19 protein-coding genes and 1 rRNA gene are annotated in these 23,174 nt (G+C 71.7%); 9 read left to right on the forward strand and 11 right to left on the reverse strand.

Annotation, left to right across the window (positions count from 1 at the left end):
* Nucleotides 1–216: 216 nt before the first annotated feature.
* The gene (locus ACGFYV_RS24500; protein ID WP_393880582.1) at nucleotides 217–783 is read left to right on the forward strand and encodes a DJ-1/PfpI family protein; all 567 of its coding nucleotides are present in this window, start codon (nucleotides 217–219) and stop codon (nucleotides 781–783) included.
* Between the two features lie 76 nt (nucleotides 784–859).
* On the opposite strand, the gene ACGFYV_RS24505 is transcribed toward ACGFYV_RS24500, so the two are convergent.
* Nucleotides 860–1,537: an HAD family hydrolase gene (locus ACGFYV_RS24505; protein WP_393880583.1), complete on the reverse strand. Its 678-nt coding sequence runs from the start codon at nucleotides 1,535–1,537 to the stop codon at nucleotides 860–862.
* Between the two features lie 88 nt (nucleotides 1,538–1,625).
* Nucleotides 1,626–2,138, reverse strand: a complete 513-nt coding sequence (locus tag ACGFYV_RS24510) for a DUF6912 family protein (protein WP_393880584.1) — start codon at nucleotides 2,136–2,138, stop codon at nucleotides 1,626–1,628.
* A 291-nt stretch (nucleotides 2,139–2,429) separates the two neighbouring features.
* Here ACGFYV_RS24510 and ACGFYV_RS24515 point away from each other — a divergent pair, with 291 nt between their 5' ends.
* The gene (locus ACGFYV_RS24515) at nucleotides 2,430–3,041 is read left to right on the forward strand and encodes an Rv3235 family protein (protein WP_393880585.1); all 612 of its coding nucleotides are present in this window, start codon (nucleotides 2,430–2,432) and stop codon (nucleotides 3,039–3,041) included.
* A 153-nt stretch (nucleotides 3,042–3,194) separates the two neighbouring features.
* Here ACGFYV_RS24515 and secA read toward each other — a convergent pair whose 3' ends face one another.
* Nucleotides 3,195–6,008 carry a preprotein translocase subunit SecA gene (secA, locus tag ACGFYV_RS24520; protein WP_393880586.1) on the reverse strand — a complete coding sequence of 938 codons (2,814 nt, stop codon included), beginning with the start codon at nucleotides 6,006–6,008 and terminating at the stop codon, nucleotides 3,195–3,197.
* Nucleotides 6,009–6,263: 255 nt separating this feature from the next.
* On the opposite strand from secA, the gene ACGFYV_RS24525 reads away from it, so the two are divergent.
* Both ACGFYV_RS24525 and ACGFYV_RS24530 read left to right on the forward strand, forming a co-directional pair.
* Nucleotides 6,264–6,833: a GNAT family N-acetyltransferase gene (locus tag ACGFYV_RS24525; protein ID WP_393880587.1), complete on the forward strand. Its 570-nt coding sequence runs from the start codon at nucleotides 6,264–6,266 to the stop codon at nucleotides 6,831–6,833.
* 125 nt (nucleotides 6,834–6,958) lie between these two features.
* The gene (locus ACGFYV_RS24530) at nucleotides 6,959–8,161 is read left to right on the forward strand and encodes a winged helix-turn-helix domain-containing protein (RefSeq protein ID WP_393880588.1); all 1,203 of its coding nucleotides are present in this window, start codon (nucleotides 6,959–6,961) and stop codon (nucleotides 8,159–8,161) included.
* A gap of 42 nt (nucleotides 8,162–8,203) precedes the next feature.
* Here the strand turns inward: ACGFYV_RS24530 and ACGFYV_RS24535 are convergent, their stop codons facing one another.
* The 7 genes from ACGFYV_RS24535 to mtnA all read right to left on the reverse strand — a co-directional run bounded on the left by ACGFYV_RS24535 (nucleotide 8,204) and on the right by mtnA (nucleotide 17,195).
* Entirely contained in the window at nucleotides 8,204–8,950 is a 747-nt protein-coding gene (locus ACGFYV_RS24535) for a response regulator (RefSeq protein ID WP_393880589.1), read from the reverse strand.
* 203 nt (nucleotides 8,951–9,153) lie between these two features.
* Nucleotides 9,154–9,846, reverse strand: coding sequence for a ribosome hibernation-promoting factor, HPF/YfiA family (gene hpf, locus ACGFYV_RS24540; protein WP_393880590.1), 693 nt, complete (start codon nucleotides 9,844–9,846; stop codon nucleotides 9,154–9,156).
* Nucleotides 9,847–10,160: 314 nt separating this feature from the next.
* On the reverse strand, nucleotides 10,161–11,039 hold the full coding sequence (locus ACGFYV_RS24545) for a ComF family protein (protein ID WP_393880591.1): 879 nt from the start codon (nucleotides 11,037–11,039) through the stop codon (nucleotides 10,161–10,163).
* A 179-nt stretch (nucleotides 11,040–11,218) separates the two neighbouring features.
* A complete protein-coding gene (locus ACGFYV_RS24550; protein WP_393880592.1) occupies nucleotides 11,219–13,060 on the reverse strand; it encodes an LpqB family beta-propeller domain-containing protein in 1,842 nt (613 codons plus the stop codon).
* The gene (gene mtrB / locus ACGFYV_RS24555; protein WP_393880593.1) at nucleotides 13,050–15,248 is read right to left on the reverse strand and encodes an MtrAB system histidine kinase MtrB; all 2,199 of its coding nucleotides are present in this window, start codon (nucleotides 15,246–15,248) and stop codon (nucleotides 13,050–13,052) included. Before mtrB ends, ACGFYV_RS24550 begins: the two co-directional genes overlap by 11 nt.
* 1 nt (nucleotide 15,249) lies before the next feature.
* Nucleotides 15,250–15,939, reverse strand: a complete 690-nt coding sequence (gene mtrA / locus ACGFYV_RS24560; protein WP_191870552.1) for a two-component system response regulator MtrA — start codon at nucleotides 15,937–15,939, stop codon at nucleotides 15,250–15,252.
* A 113-nt stretch (nucleotides 15,940–16,052) separates the two neighbouring features.
* A complete protein-coding gene (gene mtnA / locus ACGFYV_RS24565; protein WP_393880594.1) occupies nucleotides 16,053–17,195 on the reverse strand; it encodes an S-methyl-5-thioribose-1-phosphate isomerase in 1,143 nt (380 codons plus the stop codon).
* Between the two features lie 140 nt (nucleotides 17,196–17,335).
* Here mtnA and ACGFYV_RS24570 point away from each other — a divergent pair, with 140 nt between their 5' ends.
* Genes ACGFYV_RS24570 through ACGFYV_RS24590 form a run of 5 tightly spaced genes read left to right on the forward strand, consistent with a single transcriptional unit; the run spans nucleotide 17,336 to nucleotide 22,988 of the window.
* A complete protein-coding gene (locus ACGFYV_RS24570) occupies nucleotides 17,336–18,703 on the forward strand; it encodes a hypothetical protein (RefSeq protein WP_393880595.1) in 1,368 nt (455 codons plus the stop codon).
* A 4-nt stretch (nucleotides 18,704–18,707) separates the two neighbouring features.
* Nucleotides 18,708–19,490 carry a DUF4129 domain-containing protein gene (locus tag ACGFYV_RS24575; protein ID WP_393880596.1) on the forward strand — a complete coding sequence of 261 codons (783 nt, stop codon included), beginning with the start codon at nucleotides 18,708–18,710 and terminating at the stop codon, nucleotides 19,488–19,490.
* Nucleotides 19,487–20,689: a DUF4350 domain-containing protein gene (locus tag ACGFYV_RS24580; RefSeq protein ID WP_393880597.1), complete on the forward strand. Its 1,203-nt coding sequence runs from the start codon at nucleotides 19,487–19,489 to the stop codon at nucleotides 20,687–20,689. The genes ACGFYV_RS24575 and ACGFYV_RS24580 overlap by 4 nt, the downstream gene beginning before the upstream one ends.
* A complete protein-coding gene (locus ACGFYV_RS24585) occupies nucleotides 20,689–21,678 on the forward strand; it encodes an AAA family ATPase (protein ID WP_393880602.1) in 990 nt (329 codons plus the stop codon). The genes ACGFYV_RS24580 and ACGFYV_RS24585 overlap by 1 nt, the downstream gene beginning before the upstream one ends.
* On the forward strand, nucleotides 21,678–22,988 hold the full coding sequence (locus ACGFYV_RS24590; protein WP_393880598.1) for a DUF58 domain-containing protein: 1,311 nt from the start codon (nucleotides 21,678–21,680) through the stop codon (nucleotides 22,986–22,988). Before ACGFYV_RS24585 ends, ACGFYV_RS24590 begins: the two co-directional genes overlap by 1 nt.
* Before the next feature lie 100 nt (nucleotides 22,989–23,088).
* Here ACGFYV_RS24590 and rrf read toward each other — a convergent pair.
* Nucleotides 23,089–23,174 (reverse strand): 5S ribosomal RNA (gene rrf / locus ACGFYV_RS24595); the annotation flags it as partial.

Raw genomic sequence — 23,174 nt, forward strand, 5'->3', positions numbered from 1 at the left:
GACGCGACACCGGCACCCGCGCCGCCACACACGATCCGACACGCGGCCGGGGTGCCGACCCCGCTGCCCGATACCGGACGGCACAGTCACCGTGGTGTACGGCCACCGTGCCCGGTCGGATGCACCGCGCTGCCGGTTCGCGCTCGGGCGGGTGGGGACGCACCCTGAAAACGACGGGCACTTCCGGCGAAGCCCGCCCGCGCAGGAGGAGCCGACATGCCCACCAAGATCCTCATCATCACCGGCGACGCAGCGGAGTCCCTGGAAGTCCTCTACCCCTACCAGCGCCTGCGCGAGGAGGGCTACGAGGTCGACATCGCGGCCCCCACCCGCAAGACACTCCACTTCGTCGTGCACGACTTCGAGCCCGGCTACGACACCTACACCGAGAAGCCCGGCTACACCTGGCCCGCCGACCTGGCGTTCTCCGAGGTCGACCCCGGCCGGTACGCGGCCATCGTCATCCCCGGCGGCCGCGCCCCCGAGTACCTGCGCAACGACCCCGAACTGCGCAAGATCCTCAAGTCCTTCTTCGACGCGGACAAGCCGGTCGCCCAGATCTGCCACGGCCCCCTGCTCACCGCCGCGACCGACAGCCTGCGCGGCCGCCGGGTCACGGCGTTCCCGGCGCTCGAACTGGACATGCAGTCCGCCGGAGCCCACTTCGAGGACACCGAGACGGTCGTCGACGGCACCCTGGTCTCGGCGCGCGGCTGGCCCGACCATCCGGCGTGGATGCGCGAGTTCCTCAAGGTGCTGCGCGCCAAGGCGCCGGCGAGCTGACCCTCACCGCCCGACGCGGGTCCGCCGACCGGGGCCGCGGCCACGCCACCAGCCAGCCAGCCACGCCGCCAGCCGCTTACGCCACCATCCGCCGCGCCTCCGCCACGGCCTCGGCCAGCGTGTCCACCACCGGCACCCCGACCTCCTCCAGGCTGGTCCGGCTGTGCGACCCCCCGGTGTACAGCACGGCCCGCGCCCCCACGTGGCCCGCGGCCACCGCGTCGTCGGCCGCGTCGCCGATCACCACGGTCCGCGCGGGCTCCACCACGCCGGACGCCAGGGCGAGCGCCTCCAGATGCCGCACCATGTGCTGGGCCTTGCTGCCCCCGGACGGCCCCGTCCGCCCGTCGACACGTATGAAGTGCCCCTCGATCCCGAAGCCGCGCACCAGCGGCACCAGGTCCTCGTGCCCGTACATGCTCAGCAGCGACTGGCTGCGCCCCGCCGAACGCCACCCCGCGAGCAGGTCGGCCGCCCCCTCGGTCAGCCCGCAGCGCACCCGGTGCTCGGTGTAGTGCCGGTGGAAGGTCCCGTCCATCAGCTTCCACTCGGCATCGGTGGGCAGCCGCCCCATCAGCCGCTCGTAGAACTTCGGCACCGGCACGCAGTACAGCGCCCGGTACTGCTCCAGCGTGATCGGCGCCAGCCCCAGTTCGGCGAAGGCGGCGTTCGTCGCCCCGATGATCGCGTCGTTGTCGTGGAACAGCGTCCCGTTCCAGTCCCAGACAATGTGCGCGCCTGCGTACGTCCCCATGCCGAAAACCGTACCCGCCACCACTGACAATCCCGACAACCGACCCCGTTGCCGCAGGTCAGCGCAGCTCATTGCAGCTCAGAGCGATTCAGCCCAGATCCACCAGGTTCGGGATCTCCTGCGTGGCGTACCACAGCAGCTCATGGTCGTCCGCGCCGTCCACGACGAACTGCGCGTCGTCGTCCCCGCCGTCGGCCGCCGTCAGCGCCCCCGCCGCCGCGGTCACGTCCTGCCGCGCGTCATCGGCGTCGACATGCACCGCGGCCGCCTTCGCGAGCGACACCGTGACGGTCACCGTGACCTCGCCCAGCACGGCCGGGTCGAGCCCCCGGCCCGGGTCCACCCGCGTCGCGCCGTCGGGCACGTCCACCGCGACCACGACCCGGCGCCGTACCGCGCCCGAATCGGCCGCCAGCAGCCGCAGCGAGGCCTGCGCGGCCCGGCCGAGCGCGGCGTACTCGAGTTCCTCGATGTCGTCGGAGAGGTACCACTCCCGCAGCGCGGGCGTGACGCCGTACGCGACGAAGGGGCTGCTCCCCAGCTCGCCCGTCCTGTGCGCCTCGGCGAGACCGGGGAGGGTCAGGGGGACGTAGACGCGCATGGCTGGCCGCTCTTTCCTGGTCACCGACGGGCCTTCAGGATACGTGCGGCCGTCCCCTTTCGAGTCCCTGCCCGGGGCCCCGGCGGCGTCCACTTCACGCCCCGCACCTCACCCGGTCCGGCAGCTCCACCACAGGGATCTCGCGGCCCTCCATCACACAGATGAGTGAACCTGCCCGGCCCCCGACCCGAGGTCCCGCCTTCCTTGCCGCACCGGACCCGGCCCCCGTACAAGATCCTCACCAACTGGTTACCGCCCGGTATCAACCGGGCCAGCCGAACGGGGACCCCCATGAACAAGGTCATGAGCCGCACGCCCCAGCCGCAAACCCGCCCGCGTCACCGCCCACCGACCCGCCACGACTCCCGCCGCCCCGGCGGCACACCGCCCCGCACACCGATCAGGAACAGCGGAGACACGAAGGCGAGGCCGCAGGACACGACAGCGCCGTCACCGTCACGGTCACCCCGGACCCTGCCCACGCCCGCCCCCCAGACCCTGCCTACGCCCGCCCCCCGGACCGCTCCCGTGCCCGCCACGGCGCCCGCCACCGCCGTACCGAGCCAACGCCCCACCGACGTCTTCGCCGACCGCCTGCTGGCCGTACTGAGCGGCCGGCGCCCCGTCCACTGGATGCTCCGCCACACCGCGGGCCGTGCCTACGACGACCTCGCCCACCTCGCCGAACACAGCCCCCTGCGCACCCTCGGCCCCAGCCCGGTCGTCCACGACATCGGCTACTTCGTCCCCCGCACCGGCGCCCTCGAAGTCTTCGCCCGCATCGCCGCCGGCCGCCGGCTCCGTGCCATGGCCTTCCGCCTGGAACAGGGCCGGGACCTGCGGTGGCGCTGCACCGCAGTGGACCTGGGCATCCCCCTGCCGCCCCGCGGCCCCGAGGACTGACACCCCGTCGCCTCGCGACCGCACCACGTCACCCGCGACGTCCACGGCGTCCACGGCGTCCACGGCGTCCACGGCGTCCACGGCAAGCCGAAGGGCCGGGCCTCCAAGGAAGCCCGGCCCCGAAGACCGGCTGAACGGCTCAAGCGCCGCAGGTCACTTCTTGCGGCGACGACCGCCCTGCTTGGCCTGCTTGCGCCGCTCGGCGCGGGTCAGGCCGTCCGCCTCGGAGCGCACCGGCTCGTCGTCCTCGAGGTCCCGCTCCAGGATGCCGCCCTCACCGTCCACCGTGGGCGCGGAGAAGTGCAGGTCCCGGCGCTGCGGGACGTCCAGCCCCTTCGCCCGGATCTCCGGGCGCGCACCGGCCTGGGCCGGCACCGTGTCCTGGACGCCCTCGACGGCCGGCTCGGCGGCCTCGACCGGGACCTCCTCGACCTGCTGCTCGACCTGGACCTCCAGGTTGAACAGGTAGCCGACGGACTCCTCCTTGATGCCCTCCATCATCGCGGTGAACATGTCGAAGCCCTCGCGCTGGTACTCGACCAGGGGGTCCTTCTGCGCCATCGCGCGCAGGCCGATGCCCTCCTGGAGGTAGTCCATCTCGTAGAGGTGCTCGCGCCACTTGCGGTCCAGGACCGACAGCACGACCCGGCGCTCCAGCTCACGCATGATCTCGGAGCCGAGCTGCGTCTCGCGGGCCTTGTACTGGTCGAGGATGTCGTCCTTGATGGACTCGGAGATGTACTCGGCGGTCAGGCCAGCACGGTCACCGGCCGCGTCCTCCAGCTCCTCGACGGAGACCTCCACCGGGTACAGCTGGCGGAAGGCGCCCCACAGCCGGTCCAGGTCCCAGTCCTCGGGGAAGCCGTCGGCGGTCTCGGCGGCGATGTACGCGTCGATCGTGTCGTCCATGAAGTGCTGCACCTGCTCGTGCAGATCCTCGCCCTCCAGGACGCGGCGGCGCTCGCCGTAGATGACCTCGCGCTGCCGGTTGAGGACCTCGTCGTACTTCAGGACGTTCTTACGGGTCTCGAAGTTCTGCTGCTCGACCTGCGACTGCGCGGACGCGATCGCGCGCGTGACCATCTTGTTCTCGATCGGCACGTCGTCCGGCACGTTGGCCATGGACATCACGCGCTCGACCATCTGCGCCTTGAACAGACGCATCAGGTCGTCGCCCAGCGACAGGTAGAAGCGGGACTCGCCCGGGTCGCCCTGGCGACCGGAACGACCGCGCAGCTGGTTGTCGATACGACGGGACTCGTGCCGCTCGGTGCCCAGCACGTAGAGGCCGCCGATCTGCTCGACCTCGTCCTTCTCCGCCTTGACCGCCTGCTCGGCCCTGGCCAGGGCGTCGGGCAGCGCCGCGGCCCACTCCTCGATGTGCTCCTCGGGGTCGAGGCCGCGCTGGCGCAGCTCCGCCTCGGCGAGGTCCTCGGGGTTGCCGCCGAGCTTGATGTCGGTGCCACGGCCGGCCATGTTCGTGGCGACCGTGACGGCGCCCTTGCGGCCGGCCTGGGCGACGATCTGCGCCTCGCGCTCGTGGTGCTTGGCGTTGAGCACCTCGTGCTGGATGCCCCGCTTGCTGAGCTGCTGCGAGAGGTACTCGGACTTCTCGACCGAGGTGGTGCCGACCAGGATCGGCTGTCCCTTCTCGTGCTTCTCGGCGATGTCGTCGACGACGGCCTCGAACTTGGCGACCTCGGTGCGGTAGATCAGGTCCGACTGATCCTTGCGGACCATGGGCTTGTTCGTCGGGATCGGGACCACGCCGAGCTTGTAGATCTGGTGGAACTCGGCGGCCTCGGTCATCGCCGTACCGGTCATACCGGAGAGCTTCTTGTAGAGGCGGAAGAAGTTCTGGAGGGTGATCGTGGCGAGCGTCTGGTTCTCGTCCTTGATGTCCACCCCTTCCTTCGCCTCGATCGCCTGGTGCATGCCCTCGTTGTAGCGGCGGCCGGCAAGGATACGGCCGGTGTGCTCGTCGACGATCATGACCTCGCCGTCGATGACGACGTAGTCCTTGTCCTTCTTGAAGAGTTCCTTGGCCTTGATGGCGTTGTTCAGGTAGCCCACCAGCGGCGTGTTCACCGACTCGTAGAGGTTGTCGATGCCGAGCCAGTCCTCGACCTTGGACACACCGTTCTCGTGGATGGCGACCGTGCGCTTCTTCTCGTCGACGTCGTAGTCGCCGGTCTCCTCGAGGCCCTTGAGCGGGTTGCCCGCCTCGCCCTTCTTCAGGCGCGTGACCAGCTTGGCGAAGTCGCCGTACCACTTGGTGGCCTGGTCGGCCGGGCCGGAGATGATCAGCGGCGTACGGGCCTCGTCGACCAGGATGGAGTCGACCTCGTCGACGATGGCGAAGTTGTGGCCACGCTGGACAAGCTCGTCCTGGGACCACGCCATGTTGTCGCGGAGGTAGTCGAAGCCGAACTCGTTGTTCGTGCCGTACGTGATGTCGCACTCGTACTGCTCGCGGCGCTGGGCCGGCGTCATGTTGGCCAGGATGCAGCCGACGTTCAGGCCCAGGAACTTGTGGACGCGGCCCATCATCTCGGAGTCGCGCTCGGCCAGGTAGTCGTTGACCGTGATGAGGTGGACGCCGTCTCCGGAGAGGGCGTTCAGATAGGCGGGCAGCGTGCCGACGAGGGTCTTGCCCTCACCGGTCTTCATCTCGGCCACGTAGCCGAGGTGCAGGGCGGCGCCACCCATCATCTGCACGTCGTAGTGCCGCTGCCCGAGGACGCGCTTGGCGGCCTCACGGACGGTGGCGAAGGCTTCGGGGAGCAGGTCGTCCAGGCTCTCACCGTCGGCGTACCGCTGCTTGTACTCGTCGGTGAGGGCTCGCAGCTCGGCGTCGGAGAGGTCGACGAAGTCCTCTTCGATGGAGTTGACCTGGTCCGCGATGCGGTGCAGCTTGCGCAGGATCTTGCCTTCGCCTGCACGCATGATCTTCGAGAGGACGGACACGGGGGCTGGTCTCCTTGCCGGTCGGGCCTGGGACGGTCGGTTTTCCATGTGACGTACTGAGCAACGGCCATCGTATGCGAGGACCCGGCCGCGCCGGGAGGCCTGGCGGTTCGACTGGCTCCTTCACCCTGGACAACGGGCGGCGACCGAGGATAGTGCCGCGCCATCGCGAGGAATTGCGCGAATTGTGATGGTGCCCTCACGCACGGCGAAAACCCATGGCGGGACGCGGGCCGTCGGGGGAAGAATCGGGCGATGGAACCCGTCACGCTGACCACCGACCGTCTCCTGCTGCGCACCGTGGGTCCGGCCGACACCGACGCGGTGTACGCGGCTGCCCAGGATCCCGACATCCAGCGCTGGACCGTGGTCCCCTCGCCCTATCTGCCCGAGCACGCCCGCGGCTTCACGGAGGAGATGGTCCCCGACGGCTGGTCGCAGGGCTCGATGTTCACGTTCGGGGTCTTCCTGACCGGCGGGGAGCTGGCCGGCATGCTCGGCCTCACGATGCGCGGGCTCGGCACGGCGGAGGTCGGCTTCTGGGCGGCCAAGGAACACCGTGGCCGCGGCTACGTCACGGAGGCCACGCTCACCGCCTGCCGGTGGATCTTCACCGAGCTGGGCGTCGACCGTGTCGAGTGGCGCGCCGAGGTCGGCAACGCCGCCTCGCGCGCGGTGGCCGAGCGCGCGGGCTTCGCCATGGAGGGCACGCTGCGCTCCGGGCTCAACAACAAGGGGGTGCGCCGGGACTGCTGGGTCGGCTCCCTGCTCCCGTGCGACCTGGGCCTGCCGTCCACGGCCCCGTACCTGCCCGCGCGCACCTGACCGGACCGTACCCGCCCGCGCGCACCCGACCGACCGAGCCCGCCGGTCCGGCGCTGTCGCCCCGCCGTGGGGACGAAAGCGCAGCTCAGCGGGGATTGTCAGTGGCACCGCCTATCGTCCGAGACATGACGACCCTTCCGCGCCCCGCCACCTCCCTCACCGCGGACGACGCCCGCCGTATCGCCCTGCGCGCCCAGGGCTTCCTCGGCGCGCCCGACCGGCGGGCCGGTGTCCGCGGGGTGCTCCGCCACCTCGGCGCGGTCCAGCTCGACACGATCTCGGTGCTCGCCCGCTCCCACGAGCTGGTCCCGTACGCGCGTCTGGGCGCGGTCGGCCTCAGGACCGTGGAGTCGGCCTACTGGAAGGCGCCGTCCCTCGGCGCGCCGTCGGGACAGCCGCACGCCTTCGAGTACTGGTCGCACGCCGCGTGCATCCTCCCGGTCGAGGAGTGGCCGCACTTCGCCTTCCGCCGCCGCGCCTACCGTGACCGCCCGCACTGGAACCACGAGCTGCCCGACGGCACCTACGACCAGGTCGTCAAGCAGCTGCGCGCGGAGGGCCCGCTGACGGCCACCGAGCTGGGCGGCGCGAAGAAGACCGACGACTGGTGGGACTGGTCGGGCACCAAGGTCGCCGTGGAACGCGCGCTGATGTACGGCGAGGTGGTGTGCGTCGAGCGCCGCGGCTGGAAGCGGGTGTACGACCTCGCCGAGCGCGCCATCCCGGACACGCTGCTGCATGACGAGCTGTCCGACACCGAGTGTGTGCGCCGTCTGGTCCGCCTCGCCGGCGAGGCCCTCGGCGTCGGCACGCGCGCGGACATCGCCGACTACCACCGCCTCCGGGGCGAACAGGTGGAAGCGGTGATCGCCGACTCGGGTCTGGTGCCGGTGGAGGTCGAGGGCTGGGGCAGGCCCGCCTGGGCGGACCCGGCCGCCCTTGCGACACCACCGCGCGGCCGGCACCGCACCACGCTGCTGTCCCCGTTCGACTCACTGGTGTGGGAGCGGGCGCGCACGGAGCGGATCTTCGGCTTCGCCCACCGCCTGGAGGCCTACGTCCCCAAGCAGAAGCGGGTGCACGGCTATTTCGCGATGCCGGTGCTGGCGGGCGGGCGGCTGGTCGGCCGTGTCGACCCGGCCCGCGAGGGCCAGACCCTGGTCGCCAAGCAGGTCACCCTGGACGGCCCGAAGGCCGTCCCCGCCATCGCCCAGGCTCTGATCGAGGCTGCGACCTGGGTGAACTGCGCGGACGTCCGGGTGGAGCGGGTGGAGGCCGCCGAACTCCGCGAGCCCCTCGTCAGAGAACTCGCCCGCGCTCTGGCCTAGGCACGGACCTCGGCCGGCGGGCGGGCGCCGGGCGGCCGGCCGCTAACGGATCTCGAGGATCTTCTCCCGCATCGCGTAGACGACCGCCTCCATCCTGGAGTGCAGCTGCAGCTTCTCCAGGATGTTGCGCACATGGTTCTTCACGGTGTTCTCGGAGATGAACAGCTCCTTGGCGATGTCCCGGTTGTTCATCCCCGTGGCGACGAGCTTGAGCACCTCCAGCTCCCGGTCGGTCAGCCGGGGCGCGGGCACCAGCCGGCGCTCGTCGGTGCGCTGGATCATCGACTTGAACTCGGTGAGCAGCTTGGACGCCATGGACGGGCTGATCTGCGACTGCCCGTCGGCCACCGCGCGAATGGCGGTGGCCACCTCGTCGGTGGAGATCTCCTTGAGCAGGTATCCGGTCGCGCCCGCCTTGATCGCGTCGTAGAGGTCGGCCTCCTCGTCGCTGATCGTCAGCATGATGATCTTCGCGCTGGGGGCGACCTCCTTGATGGAGGTGCAGGCCTCGATCCCGCCGCGCTTGGGCATCCGCACGTCCATCAGAACGATGTCGGGCAGCAGGTCGGCGGCCTTGTCCACGGCCTCGGCCCCGTCGCCCGCCTCGCCCACGACCTGGATGTCCTCCTCGGCCGCGAGCACGATCTCCAGGCCCCGGCGGAAGAGGGCGTGGTCGTCCACGACCAGGACCCTGATCGGTTCCTTGCGTGGAGTGTCCGCGTCCGGGCCCATGCCGATGACGCCGTCGCCGACGTCCGCGTCGCGCATCGGTCCGAAGGTGTCCGCCATCGTTCCTCCCCCTGAAGGCTGTGGCCTGTGGTCCTGTGCCATCGCCAACCCAAGGCAGCGGCCCACCGGTTGGGCCGGTACGGCCATGATTTCATGCCCGGACGACACCGCGGTGACGTGCGTGGCGCGATCTGGTCGCACACGGGTGCCCCTGGGGGCGCACACGCGCTCCAGGGGCACCTGCTCCGCTTCGATCGAGCGGCTCAGCCGCTCAGCGTGCCGCCCGCCACGGGCGCCGTCGCCTCCGCGACCATCAGCTCCGTGCTGAGGTGGATGACGCCGTAGTCGTAGGCGTGGCGCCGGTAGACGACGCTCGGCTCCTTGGTCTCGGAGTCGACGAACAGGTAGAAGTCGTGGCCGACCAGTTCCATCTCGTAGAGGGCCTGGTCGAGACTCATCGGGGCAGCGACGTGGGTCTTCTCGCGGACGACCAGGGGACCTTCGCCCCTGACCTCCAGCGAGCCGATCCTCTTGGTCGGCACTCCTTCGATGTCCTCGTCGTGGACGGGAAGGCCGTTGCCGTTGAGCGTCGCCACGCCCGGGACGCGGTCGGGTACCTCGGCCGCCGGGATCCTTCGTGCGCCGCGGCGCACCACACGCTTGTCGTGCTGCTTGCGCAGCCGGGCGCCCAGTTTCTCCGCGGCGATGTCGAGTGCGGCGTACGGGTCGCTGGCCGACGCCTCCGCCCGGATCACCGGCCCGCGGGAGCGGAGCGTGATCTCCACTCGGTCACAGCGGTCGGCCTGTCGGGGGTTGGGCTCCTTGGACACCTCGACGTCGAGGCTGATCACCTTGCCATCGAGCTTCTGGATCTTCTCCAGCTTCAGCTTCTCGGCCACGTGCTTGCGGAACCGCTCGGGCACCTCGGTCTTGCGGCCTTTGACGACGATGTCCACGCAGAACTCCGTTCCCGGATCGCTCCGCTCCGTCGGCGGAGCATCTCCCTTTTCGCACCAGGCTCCGGTGAACCCCGGAACCCCGGACTCGGTGACTCCACCTCCTCCTCCCCCATGGGCAAGATCTCCACCCCACCGAAGCAGGTGATTGGGGAAAACCCGCAACGCGGCATTCGGATTCGGGAGGTGTGGCCTGCGCCTTTCCTCTCAACCGAACATATCTCGCCCGGACGGATGTCGTCACCCTCTACCGCCGCGTACCTCCGTTCAAGTGAATTGGCGCCCTCGCTACCTGCAACGATGCAAGTCCGCCCTCAGTTCCTGTTTATTCCGAAAGAAACGCTGTGAGCGGCGACCACAGCGGCATGGAGTGCCACTTCGCCGACGTTCGACGCCGCTTTTTCCGGTGCACGATGCACCCAGTTCCCCGTCCCCGATCGTGATTCCGTCTGTTGTTCCCCCCTTCCTTCCCGAGTTGCGCCCGCGTACACGGTCCGCGCCCCTCCATTTCTCCACTCGCCCCTCCCGTCGCGGTGGGTGCCGACCGTTTCCCGCACGGCTCGCGCCGCCTCCGCGAGGCTGGCGCCCGTCGTGATCAGGTCGTCGACGAGCACCACCCGCCCTCCGTCGAGCAGCCGCGCCCCGCCGGCCGTCACCTCCAGCGCGCCCGCCACGTTCTCCCGGCGCTGCCGCGCGTCCAGACCCGCCTGGTCCGCGACGGGCCGCCGCTGCCGCAGCACCGCGGCCACCCAGGCCGGTGTCCCGGTGCGCCGCAGCTCCCCGGCCGCGGCGAGCGCCATCCGTCGCACCGGATCGTGCCCGCGCGCCCGCACGGCCCACCGCGCTGACGGCACGGGCACGAGCACCACGGGCCCGGACCCCCGCCGGCCGGCCGCACCGACCGCGAGACCCGAGCGCACAGCCCCCGCCAGGGCCGAGCCCAGGGCTCCCGCGAGCGCCAGCGCGCCCCGCTCCTTGTGCGCGAGGAGAAGCGTGCGCACCTCGTCCGCGTACGGCGCCGCCGCGTGCACCACCGGCAGCCCCGGCGGCTCCGGCACCGGCCGCACCCGGCGCGGCACGGCTCCGCCCAGGGCCGCCCGGCACCGCGGGCAGAGCACCGTACGAGGTGCTCCACAGCCTCCGCACTCGGCCGGCAGCACCAGGTCGGTGAGGTCCTGCCACCACCCCCGCATGTCCACCACTGTGCCAACCACCGGACGGACCTGCCACCCCTGTGGACAGCGCCCTGTGGACAAGCCGTGACAACGCCCGCAGCCCCTCACCCACACGGGTGAGGGGCTGCAAGGAATCCAAGGAATCCAGCAGGCCGGCGTCCCCGGCCCGGACCTCACCCCAGACTTCAGACCCGATCTCAGCCCGGATAGACCGGTGCTGTCCCGTCCTTGTCCACCTTCTGCCACTGCGCCCCGGTCGGCAGCCGCACGATCCCGTCCTCCGAGTAGGCCACCAGCGGCACCCGTTCGTCCTCCGAGGCGGCGATCGTCTCCACGCCGGAGAGGGCCGCGGGCGCCGGTCCGTCCAGCGTGGAGCCGTCGACCTGGATGTACCGCATCTGGTGCACCCCACCCTGCTCACGGCCGACCACGACGAGCCGGCTGTCGCCCGCCCAGGACATCGCGGTGACCAGCTCCATGTCGGGGGCGGCCGGACGCGGATCGACGACCGCGGGCGGGTCACCCGCCTTGTCGTCCCGCTCGATCCGGCCGATCAGCAGCGAGTGCTTGCCGTCCTTCGCGACGACCAGCGCGACCCGCGCCCCGTCGGCCGAGACCCGCACGTCCTCGATCCGGCCGGGCAGGTCCGGCAGGGAGACCTCCACCGGCTTGCTCGCGCCCTGTTCCGCCCCCAGGACGTACAGCCGCTGATGGCGCGGGTCCCGGTCGGCCACCCACAGGTCACCGCGCGCGTCCCAGCTCGGGGTGGTCAGCCGGTCGTCCTTCACGTCCACGCCCTGGCTGGTGACCACCGGGGTCCCGAGCGCACCACCGGCGATCAGCGAGGTCACGAACAGCGACCTGCCGTCGGCGGTGACCCCGGCCCCCGTGTGCTCGTCCCGCGAGACGGCCACCGACCGCAGCATCTTGGCGCCCTCACCGAACGCGCCCGGCACCGGAGCGCCGCTGGTCCCGGTGGATCCGGTCGGCAGCCGCACCAGCCGGTGCTTGCCGTCCAGGTAGTACAGGTACTCGGGGCTCTGCGCCGAGGCGTGCCAGGCGTCGGACTCGGCACGCTCCTCCGTCAGCTCGCACAACCGGTGTCTCCCGGGGCCCCGCAGCTCGACGGACTCCAGGGTCGGCGTCAGGTTCCGCAGCGTGAACAGCAGCTGGGTGGCCATCTCCGCGCACCGGGCCTGGCCGACCCGGGCGGCCTTGTCGTTGAGCGGGACCGTGAGCCTGTTCTGGTCGTCGGGGGTCAGCCCCGACACACCCTTCTGCAGCGCCGTACCGGTCGGGAAGCTGGACCTGACCACCGGTCCGAGCCAGGTGGTGGGCCCCTTCAGCAGGGCGCGCACCATCTGGGTCATCGGGTCGACCTTGCTGCGCACGAACACCGGATCGGCGACCGCCACCGGCTCCCCGGTCGCCCCGACCCTGGTGTGGGTGGCGAAGTAGTACTTGTCGACTGACGTGTAGTTGCGCTGGAAGTCCGACTTGCCCATGACGACGCCCTCGGGCGGTGCGTCGATGCGCCACTGCCCGTTCTTGGGGTCCTTCGTGAGGTGCACCTTGGTGCTGTACGAACCGTCGGCGGGCGCGTAGGCCTGTTGTGCGTCCACCGTGGCGACCCGGTTGCCCGCCAGGACGTAGGTGCGGGACCCGGTCTGCTCACGGCCGCTGGGCGGGGCATCGGTCGTGATGCTCGGCCCGTCGGCGAGGACGGTGGTCGAGCTCTCCGGCCGCCAGGCGCGCGCGGCCTGTGTCGTGAGGTACTTGCGGGCCGTGTCGTACTGCGGATCGTCGCTGGTCAGCGCCTCCAGGAAGCCCTGCATGATCTCGCTGGAGGAGGCGTTCTCGGCGGGCGGTACGGCGAAGACGCGTACTCCGGTGTCCTGCCGGGGCGTGGACTCGACGTTCCGCAGGTCCCCGCTGTCGGGCATCGTGGCGCACCCGGCCAGCAGTACGGTCCCGCAGGCGGCGTACGCCACCGTGCGCCCCCGTCGGCGCCGGGCGCCTCCCTCGCGGTCAGCGCCCACGAAATGCCTCCCCTGGCTCGGTCGTGTCGTGCTGCCCGGCCGGATCCCGTCGTGCCCCGGCCGGATCCCGTCGTATCTCGGCCGGATCCCGTCGTATCTCGGCCGGATCCCGTCGCGTCTCGGCCAGGCCCCGTGGCGCCTCGGCCGGCTCCCGTTGCGTCTCGTGCGTGTCGGTCGCCGGACCCGCGGGCTTGTCGTCGGGGTGCTGTCCGCCACCGGGCCGGGGCACCACGCGCGCGCCGTTGCCGTTGCCGGGCAGGGCGGTCGGGTCGGCCACAGGGGTGGCGGCGGGCCTGCGCTGCGGGATCGAGGCACCTGGTGCCAGCGGCGGCACCGTGCCGCCGGGCTGCACCGGAACGGTCGCCCGCTTCTCCCCGTCCCCACGGCGCCGGCCGGCGTCGTCGAGTCCGCGGCCCCGACGCGAGTCCTTGGGCTCCAGCGGTATCGGCGAGCCCCGCAGCGGCTCGTCCGCCGTCCGCGGCAGCGTCAGCCGGAACTGCGAGCCCCCGCCCGGCTCGCCCCAGGCCTGCAGCCAGCCGCCGTGCAGCCGCGCGTCCTCCAGGGCGATCGACAGCCCGAGGCCCGTGCCACCGGTGGTACGCGCGCGTGCCGGGTCGGCCCGCCAGAAGCGGCTGAAGACACGGGTGGCCTCGCCGGGCTTGAGCCCGACGCCGTAGTCGCGCACCGCGACGGCGACCGCGCCGCCCGCGGCGGCGAGCTTGACGACGACGTCCCTGCCCTCGCCGTGCTCGACGGCGTTGACGACGAGGTTGCGCAGCACGCGCTCCACGCGCCGGGCGTCGGCCTCGGCGACGACAGGCTGGAGATCGCCGACGACTCGTATCCGGGTGCCCTTGCGCTCGGCGAGCGGCTCCGCCCCGCCGACGACGCGCCGCACGACCTCCCTGAGGTCTATCGGCTCGGCCTCCAGCGCGGCGGCGCCCGCGTCGAAACGGCTGATCTCCAGCAGGTCCGCGAGCAGCGACTCGAACCGGTCCAGCTGGTCGGCGAGCAGCTCGGCGGACCGGGCAGTCACCGGGTCGAAGTCCTCGCGGGCCTCGTGGATGACGTCGGCGGCCATCCGGACGGTGGTCAGCGGGGTGCGCAGCTCGTGCGAGACGTCGGAGACGAACCGCCGCTGCATCCGCGACAGGTCCTCCATCTGCTGGATCTTCACCTGGAGGTTCTGCGCCATCTTGTTGAAGGCCTCGCCGAGGCGGGCGATGTCGTCCTCACCGGTGACCTTCATGCGTTCCTGCAGCCGCCCCGCGGACAGCCGCTCCGCGATCCCGGCCGCCATCCGCACGGGTGTGACGACCTGCCGCACCACCAGCCAGGCGATGGCACCGAGGAGTACGACGACGAAGAGTCCCGCGGTCGCGAGCGTGCCCTTGACCAGGCTCAGGGACTTCTCCTCCTGCGTGAGCGGGAAGAGGTAGTACAGCTCGTAGGGGTGGCCGTTGGGGTCGTTGACCTGCTTGCCGATGACCAGCGCCGGCTGGGAGTCCTTGCCGTTGCTGTAGACGATCCGGGTGTAGCTCTGCGCGGCGGTCGTACTGCTGTTGACCCGCTCACGCAGGTCGGCGGGAACGCTGTCGGTCGGGCTGACGTACCCGGAACCACGCGGGCTGCGCCCACCGCCGCTGTCGTCGCCGACGGGCAGCGTCACCACGTCGAAGGCGCCCGCGCCACCGCTGGAGAGCGACTCCACGAGGTCGCTCATCCACTGGATGACGTTCTGCGACTGCTGTCCGTCAGCGGCGGACACCCCGTCGGCGCCGGCGTTGCCGGTCGCACCGGCGGCCGCTTCGTCGGCCTTCTGCTTGGCCACCGCGAAACCGCCGGTGGCCTGGCTCTGGGAGGCCTTCACCTTCGCGTCCAGCAGGCCGTTGCGCACCTGCCCGATCACGACGAAGCCCAGCAGCAGGACGACACCCAGCGACATCACCAGGGTCGTGGCGACGACCCTCAACTGGATGTTGCGCCGCCACAGCCGCATCACGGGCAGCAGCGGACGACGCACCCAGCGCATGAACAGGCGGACGACCGGGCTCCCCTGGACCCCGCCCTGCAACAGCCCGCCCTCGAACAGGCGTCCCCAGCGCGAACCCGTCGACTTCCGGCCGACAGGCCGCCCCGGACGGTCCCCGGACCGGCCGGGAGCCGAAGCGGCACTGTCCCCGGACATGTCAGCTCGGTCCTGCCTTGTAACCGACACCACGGACGGTCACCACGATCTCCGGCCGCTCCGGGTCCTTCTCGACCTTGGAGCGCAGCCGCTGGACGTGCACGTTGACGAGTCGCGTGTCGGCCGCGTGCCGGTAGCCCCACACCTGCTCGAGCAGCACCTCGCGCGTGAACACCTGCCACGGCTTGCGGGCGAGCGCGACCAGCAGGTCGAACTCGAGCGGGGTCAGCGCGATCGACTGCCCGTCCCGCTTCACCGAGTGCCCGGCCACGTCGATCACCAGGTCACCGATGGTGAGCTGCTCCGGCGCCGGCTCCTCGGACCTCCGCAGCCGCGCCCGGATACGGGCCACCAGTTCCTTGGGCTTGAACGGCTTCACGATGTAGTCGTCGGCACCCGACTCCAGGCCCACGACGACGTCGACCGTGTCGCTCTTCGCCGTCAGCATCACGATCGGCACCCCGGACTCCGCCCGGATCAGCCGGCACACCTCGATGCCGTCCCTGCCGGGCAGCATCAGATCGAGCAGCACCAGATCAGGCTTGGTCTCACGGAACGCGGCCAGCGCCTTGTCACCATCGGCTACGAAAGACGGCTCAAAACCTTCACCACGCAGCACAATGCCGAGCATCTCGGCCAGTGCGGTGTCGTCGTCGACGACAAGGACTCGTCCCTTCATAAACGACATCATCCCATTCTCGTAACGAAGACAGAGCCGCAGGTGAGGCAGGTCACTGGCCAGTGACGATAGTCGTACCGGACGGTCACTGTCTGCCCCTGACGCTCACGACTGTCCGCCCGCGCCTAGCCGGTCGTCACCTGTGGCGAGCGCCCGCACAGGTCCGCGAGCGCCTGCGCCGTCACCGGTGAGACGACTCCCCGCTCGGTGACGATCGCCGTCACCAGCTCGGGAGGCGTCACGTCGAACGCCGGGTTGTAGGCCCGGGTCCCCAGCGGAGCCACCGGAATCCCGTTCCCCGCTCCCGTCGCCGAGCCCCGGGGCGCCATCATCTCGGTCACCTCGAAGCCGGGGCGCTGCTCGACCTCGATGGACGCGCCGTCCGGTGTGTGCGGATCCACGGTCGTCACCGGCGCCACCACGATGAACGGCACATGGTGGTACCGCGCGAGGACCGCGAGCGGATAGCTCCCCACCTTGTTCGCCACCGAACCGTCGGCCGCGATCCGGTCCGCGCCGACGAGGACCGCGTCGACCTCTCCCGCCGCGAACAGCGAACCGGCCGCGTTGTCGGTGAGCAAGGTGTACGCCATGCCGCTGCGTGCCGCCTCGTACGCCGTCAGGCGAGCGCCTTGCAGCAGCGGACGCGTCTCGTCCACCCACAGGCGCCTCAGCTGCCCGGCCCGGTGCGCGGCCAGGGCCACCGCGAACGCCGTGCCCTCCCCGCCGGACACCAGCGCCCCGGTGTTGCAGTGGGTCAGTATGCGGTGCCCGCCGCCCGGCAGCAGCTCGCCCAGCAGGGCCAGGCCGTGGGCTCCCATCCGGGTGCTGCCCTCGGCGTCCTCCCGGTGCAGCGTCCGCGCCGCGTCCAGCGCCGCCGTCGCCGCCGCACCGGTGTCACCGGTCCCGGCGAGCGCCGACCGGTACGCGGACAGGGCCCTGCGCACCCCGACGGAGAGGTTCACCGCGGTCGGCCGGGCGCCCTCGAGCGCCCGCGCGGCCTCCTCCACGTCGAAACCCCGCACGGCGGCGAGCGCGACGCCGTACGCCCCGGCGATGCCGAGCACCGGCGCACCTCGCACGGCGAGCGTACGGATCGCCTCCACCAGCGCCGACGCGTCCGTGCACACCAGCTCGTCCTCTTCGGCCGGAAGCCTCGTCTGGTCGAGAAGGACCAGTACAGGACCTTCGGGTGGTTCCTCCCAGCGCAGTACGGGTATTCCGGTCGACCGCGTGTCCTCGCCCGCTTGTGCCTGCTGATCAGCCATGCGGTCAGTCTGCCCCGTATCCACAGGACAATTGAAGGTGCGCAGCTCCTACCGCGGCCGGTCACGCTGTCACCACCCCATGGCACGATGTCTGCCAACCTGCCGCCGCGCCCGCGGACGGGCACCGTGAAGGAGCTTCGATGACTGACACTCCGGGCTGGGCCTCGCCCGGATCCGACCCGTCGTCCGACGGGCGGGAGCCCGGCGCCGCCGAGCCCGCCGACCGTCCCGGCCCCACCGTGCCCGCCCAGCCGGGCACGCAACCGCAGGGCCCAGGCGCGCAGTGGTCTGGCCAGCAGCCACCGGCCGGCCAGTGGTCCGCGCCCACCGGAGCCCCGAACGCGGGCCAGACCCCGCCGCCGCCTCCGCCCGGACCGGGCTGGGGCGGCCCGCCGCCCGCCGGTCCCGGTGGGTACGGAGGCCCCGGCTGGGGTGGCCCCGGCGGCCCGGGTGGTTACGGCGCTCCCGGCGGTTATGGCACTCCTGGCGGTTACGGAGGCTGGGGAGGTCCCCCGCCCGCGGCCAAGCCCGGCGTGATCCCGCTGCGCCCGCTCGGCATCGGCGAGATCCTCGACGGCGCCGTCTCCACCATGCGCACCTACTGGCGCACGGTACTCGGCATCTCGCTGACGGTCTCGGTCGTCACACAGCTCGGTGTGATCCTGCTGCAGGGCTTCGTCCTGGACGACACCACCGACACCCTCAGCGACCCCAGCGCCTCGGCGCAGGAGATACTCCGGTCCTTCGGCACGCTCATGGCCGGCACCGGCATCGTCGGCCTGGTCACCGTGGTCGGCACCATCATCTCGACCGCCCTGCTGACGACCGTCACCAGCCGTGCCGTCCTCGGCAAGCCGGTCAGCGCCGGCGAGGCCTGGCGCGAGTCCCGCCCGCAGGTCCCTAAGCTGTTCGGCCTGCTGCTCCTGCTGGGTCTCATCTCCGTCGGCGTCGTGGCCGTCGGCGCGCTGCCCGGCATCCTGGCCGCGATCATCGGCGGCAACGACGCCCTCACGATCGCCCTGCTCGTCCTGGGCATCCTCGCCGCCATCGTGGTCGAGATCTGGCTGACGGTCCGCTTCTCCCTGGCCTCGCCGGCGCTGATGCTGGAGCGGCAGGGTGTCGTGAAGTCGATCAGCCGGTCCATCAAGCTGGTCCGCGGCTCCTGGTGGCGTGTCCTCGGCATCCAGCTGCTCGCCGGGATCATCACCAACATCGCCGCCTCGATCATCGTGGTCCCCTTCACCTTCATCGCGGCGGCCGTGAGCGGCGACGGCATGACGGGCCTGTTCGCCACCGCCCAGCACTCCGCCGGCTGGTCGTTCCTGATCATCAGCGGCATCGGCTCGATCATCGGCTCGACGGTCACGCTCCCGATCAGCGCGGGCGTCACCGTGCTCCTCTACATCGACCGGCGCATCCGCAGCGAGGCCCTCGACCTCGAACTGGCCCGCGCCGCCGGTGTCCAGGACCACGGCGCCCCCGCCCCCGGCGCGGTTCCGGGGAGCTGACGGGGTGAGCCTGACGGGGGGAGTTCTCATGGCGGCACCGGCCCTGCCCGGCGCCGCCGGCTCGGCCGGGGCACGCCTGCTGCGCGCGGCGGACACGGCCGTCCTGGCACTCGGTGGCTCCGGGGACGAGCCGCCGGTGACCATCCCGCGCGACCCCGCGCGCGAGGCGGCGCGCCGCGAGCTGTCCAAACGGATGTACCACGAGAACGACCCCAGCCTGTTCCAGCGCGCCCTGAACGCGTTCTGGGACTGGGTCGGCAAGCTGTTCGGCTCGGCCGCCTCCGTCACCCCGGGCGGCACGCTCGGCCTCGTCGTCGTGATCCTGTTCGTCCTCGCCGTCCTCGCGGCACTGTGGTGGCGCCTGGGCACTCCGCGCCGCCAGCCCTCCTCCGCCACGGCCCTGTTCGACGAGCGCCCCCGCAGCGCGGCCGAACACCGCGCAGCCGCCGAGGCGCACGCCGCCCAGGGCCACTGGAACCAAGCCGTCCAGGAACGCATGCGGGCCATCGTCCGCTCCCTGGAGGAACGCACCCTCCTCGACGACCGCCCCGGCCGCACCGCCGACGAAGCCGCCGCAGAGGCCGGCCGCACCATGCCCGCGCACGCGGACCGACTGCGCTCGGCGGCCCGGGAGTTCGACGACGTCACATACGGCGGGCGCCGAGCGAGCGAGTTGTCGTACCTGCGCGTCGCCGAACTCGACCGCGACCTGGAACGCACCCGCCCGACGCTCGCCGGCAGCGCCACCGGCGCGGCCCACAACACCCCCAAGGGGGCAGCCGAATGAGCACCCGGGCCGCCACGGCGCCCCCGGCCACGTCGCTCTCGCCCACCACCCGGCAGGTGTGGACACGCACGCGAGGCATCGTGCTCGCCGTCGTACTGCTCCTGGTCGCGGCCGTCGCGATCGCCGTCGTCCGCTCGCAGACCCGGCACGGCGACCTCGACCCGCGCTCCGCCGACCCCTACGGCAGCCGCGCCGTCGCCGAACTCCTCACCGACCGGGGGGTCTCCACGCGCGTGGTCACCTCGCTCGCGGCAGCACGCGCCGCCGCCGGCCCCGACACCACTGTCCTGGTCGCCGTACCCGACCTGCTGACCCACCGCCAGCAGGACCAACTGCGCGCCGCGACGGCGTCCTCCGGCGGGCGCACCGTCCTCGTCGCGGCCGGCCCCTGGTCCGTCGAGCGACTCGCTCCCGGTGTCACCGCGTCCCCCGCCACCAGCATCGACTCCGTACTCGACCCCGACTGCGCCCTGCCCGAGGCCGAGCGCGCCGGCAGCGCCGACACCGGCGGCATCCGCTACACCACCACCGCCCCGGGCGCCGAGTCCTGCTACCCGAGCGACCGGCTCGCCACCCTGATCCGCGTCCCCGCGGCCTCCGGCGACGGCGACACCGTCGTCCTCGGCGCGCCCGACATCCTCTTCAACGACCGCCTCGACGAGCAGGGCAACGCCTCGCTCGCCCTCCAACTCCTCGGCTCGCGCCCTCATCTGGTCTGGTACCTCCCCTCGCTCGCCGACTCCCCCGTCACCGACACCGGCGACCGCAAGAGCTTCTTCGACCTGCTCCCCTCGGGCTGGCTGTGGGGCACCCTGCAGCTGTTCATCGCCGCAGCCCTCGCCGCCTTCTGGCGGGGACGCCGGTTCGGCCCCCTCGTGGCCGAACGACTCCCCGTCGCGATCCGCGCCTCCGAAACCGCCGAAGGCCGCGCCCGCCTCTACCACAAGGCCAACGCCCGCGACCGCGCGGCCGCCGCCCTGCGCTCCACCACCCGCACACGCCTCGCCCCCCTCGTCGGCGTCCCCGTCGCCCAGGCGCACGCCCCCGAAGCCCTGCTCCCCGCCCTCTCCGCCCACCTGCACGGCGACGGACAGGCCCTGCACACCCTCCTCTTCGGACCGCCGCCCACCGACGACGCGGCCCTCATCAAACTCACCGACCAACTCGACGCCCTCGAAAGAGAGGTACGCCGTCCATGATGGACCCGACCACTGACAACGCCGGGATCCCTGGGGACGCGGGCGCCGCCCGAGCCTCCCTGGAGGCTCTGCGCGCCGAGATCACCAAAGCCGTGGTCGGCCAGGACCCCGCCGTGACCGGCCTCGTCGTCGCCCTCCTCTGCCGCGGACACGTTCTCCTTGAAGGAGTCCCTGGAGTCGCCAAAACGTTGCTCGTCCGCACGCTCGCATCCGCGCTCGAACTCGATACCAAGCGAGTCCAGTTCACACCCGACCTGATGCCGAGCGACGTCACCGGCTCCCTCGTCTACGACACGCGCACCGCCGAGTTCTCCTTCCAGCCCGGCCCGGTCTTCACCAACCTCCTCCTCGCGGACGAGATCAACCGCACCCCGCCCAAGACCCAGTCCTCCCTGCTGGAAGCCATGGAGGAACGCCAGGTCACGGTCGACGGCACCCCGCGCCCGCTGCCCGACCCGTTCCTGGTCGCGGCCACCCAGAACCCGGTCGAGTACGAGGGCACCTACCCCCTGCCCGAGGCCCAACTGGACCGCTTCCTGCTCAAACTGACGATCCCTCTGCCCTCCCGGCAGGACGAGATCGACGTCCTCACCCGCCACGCCTCGGGCTTCAACCCGCGCGACCTGCACGCCGCCGGCGTACGCCCCGTCGCCGGACCCGCCGACCTGGAGGCCGCCCGCGCCGCCGTCGCCAAGACGGCCGTCTCCCCCGAGATCACGGCCTACGTGGTGGACATCTGCCGCGCCACCCGCGAGTCGCCCTCCCTCACCCTGGGCGTCTCCCCGCGCGGCGCCACCGCGCTTCTCGCCACCTCGCGCGCCTGGGCCTGGCTGACGGGCCGTGACTACGTCATCCCCGACGACGTGAAGGCCCTCGCTCTGCCCACCCTGCGCCACCGTGTCCAGCTGCGCCCCGAGGCCGAGATGGAGGGTGTGACCGCCGACTCCGTCATCAACGCCATCCTCGCCAACGTCCTGGTCCCGCGCTGATGGCGCTCACCGGACGTGCCGCCCTCCTGGCGGCCCTCGGCTCCATCCCGGTCGGCGTCCTGGAACCCGGCTGGACAGGCATCCTCGCGGTCAACGGCCCGCTGGCCCTGGCCTGTGCCTGCGACTACGCGCTCGCTGCGCCCGTACGACGCCTCGTCCTCGCACGCTCCGGCGACACCTCCGCACGCCTCGGCGAGACCGCCGATGTCACCCTCACCCTCACCAACCCCTCCCGTCGCCCCCTGCGGGCACGGGTGCGGGACGCCTGGCCGCCCAGCAGCTGGCAGCCCGGCACCGAGGTGGAAGGCTCCCGGCACCGTGTCATGGTCCCGCCCGGCGAGCGCCGCCGCGTGACCACCCGGCTGCGCCCCACGCGTCGGGGCGACCGCCAGGCCGATCGCGTGACCATCCGCTCCTACGGCCCTCTCGGTCTCTTCTCCCGCCAGGGCGCCCACAAGGTCCCCTGGACCGTACGGGTCCTGCCCCCGTTCACCAGCCGCAAGCACCTGCCGTCGAAGCTCGCCCGGCTGCGTGAACTCGACGGCCGTACCAGCGTGCTGACCCGCGGCGAAGGAACCGAGTTCGACAGCCTGCGCGAGTACGTCCCCGGTGACGAGACCCGCTCGATCGACTGGCGTGCCACCGCCCGTCACTCCACGGTCGCCGTCCGTACCTGGCGGCCGGAGCGCGACCGCCACATCCTGATGGTCCTGGACACCGGCCGCACCTCGGCCGGCCGCGTGGGTGACGTGCCCCGTCTGGACGCCTCCCTGGACGGGGCCCTTCTCCTGGCCGCGCTCGCCTCCCGCGCGGGTGACCGCGTGGACCTGCTGGCCTACGACCGCCGGGTGCGCGCCCTCGTCCAGGGCCGTTCGGCCAGCGACATCCTTCCGTCCCTGGTCAACGCGATGGCGACGCTGGAACCGGAGCTCGTCGAGACCGACGCCCGCGGCCTCACCGCCACGGCGCTCCGTACGGCCCGTCGAGGCTCTCTGCTCGTCCTGTTCACCACCCTCGACGCGGCACCGGTGGAACAGGGCCTGCTGCCCGTCCTGCCTCAACTCACCCAGCGCCACACGGTGCTCATCGCCTCCGTGGCGGACCCGCACATCACCCGCATGGCTCGGGCCCGGGGGAACACGGACGCGGTGTACGAGGCCGCGGCTGCGGCTCAGGCACAGAACGAACGGCAGCGTACGGCGGAACAGCTGCGTCGCCATGGAGTGACGGTGGTGGACGCGACGCCGGACGATCTGGCGCCGGCAGTGGCGGACGCCTATCTCGCCCTGAAAGCAGCGGGCCGGCTCTGATGCGCTTGGGATTTCGCGGCTCGCTCCCTCTTCGGAGGGAAACGAGCCCTGAACGCAGAAAACCCCCGCATCCATAGATACGGGGGTTTCTCCAAAAATTGTTCGGCGGCGTCCTACTCTCCCACAGGGTCCCCCCTGCAGTACCATCGGCGCTGTGAGGCTTAGCTTCCGGGTTCGGAATGTAAC

The organism is Streptomyces sp. NPDC048297 (genome assembly GCF_043201585.1).
Taxonomy (GTDB): Bacteria; Actinomycetota; Actinomycetes; order Streptomycetales; family Streptomycetaceae; genus Streptomyces.

Coding starts and splice junctions, on each gene's coding strand:
- mtrB (WP_393880593.1), bottom strand. CDS start 15,248: ATGTCCGGGGACAGTGCCGCTTCGGCTCCCGGCCGGTCCGGGGACCGT.
- ACGFYV_RS24525 (WP_393880587.1), top strand. CDS start 6,264: ATGGAACCCGTCACGCTGACCACCGACCGTCTCCTGCTGCGCACCGTG.
- ACGFYV_RS24545 (WP_393880591.1), bottom strand. CDS start 11,039: ATGCGGGGGTGGTGGCAGGACCTCACCGACCTGGTGCTGCCGGCCGAG.
- ACGFYV_RS24500 (WP_393880582.1), top strand. CDS start 217: ATGCCCACCAAGATCCTCATCATCACCGGCGACGCAGCGGAGTCCCTG.
- ACGFYV_RS24510 (WP_393880584.1), bottom strand. CDS start 2,138: ATGCGCGTCTACGTCCCCCTGACCCTCCCCGGTCTCGCCGAGGCGCAC.
- ACGFYV_RS24505 (WP_393880583.1), bottom strand. CDS start 1,537: ATGGGGACGTACGCAGGCGCGCACATTGTCTGGGACTGGAACGGGACG.
- ACGFYV_RS24535 (WP_393880589.1), bottom strand. CDS start 8,950: ATGGCGGACACCTTCGGACCGATGCGCGACGCGGACGTCGGCGACGGC.
- mtrA (WP_191870552.1), bottom strand. CDS start 15,939: ATGATGTCGTTTATGAAGGGACGAGTCCTTGTCGTCGACGACGACACC.
- ACGFYV_RS24585 (WP_393880602.1), top strand. CDS start 20,689: ATGGACCCGACCACTGACAACGCCGGGATCCCTGGGGACGCGGGCGCC.
- ACGFYV_RS24590 (WP_393880598.1), top strand. CDS start 21,678: ATGGCGCTCACCGGACGTGCCGCCCTCCTGGCGGCCCTCGGCTCCATC.
- mtnA (WP_393880594.1), bottom strand. CDS start 17,195: ATGGCTGATCAGCAGGCACAAGCGGGCGAGGACACGCGGTCGACCGGA.
- ACGFYV_RS24530 (WP_393880588.1), top strand. CDS start 6,959: ATGACGACCCTTCCGCGCCCCGCCACCTCCCTCACCGCGGACGACGCC.
- ACGFYV_RS24515 (WP_393880585.1), top strand. CDS start 2,430: ATGAACAAGGTCATGAGCCGCACGCCCCAGCCGCAAACCCGCCCGCGT.
- ACGFYV_RS24570 (WP_393880595.1), top strand. CDS start 17,336: ATGACTGACACTCCGGGCTGGGCCTCGCCCGGATCCGACCCGTCGTCC.
- ACGFYV_RS24580 (WP_393880597.1), top strand. CDS start 19,487: ATGAGCACCCGGGCCGCCACGGCGCCCCCGGCCACGTCGCTCTCGCCC.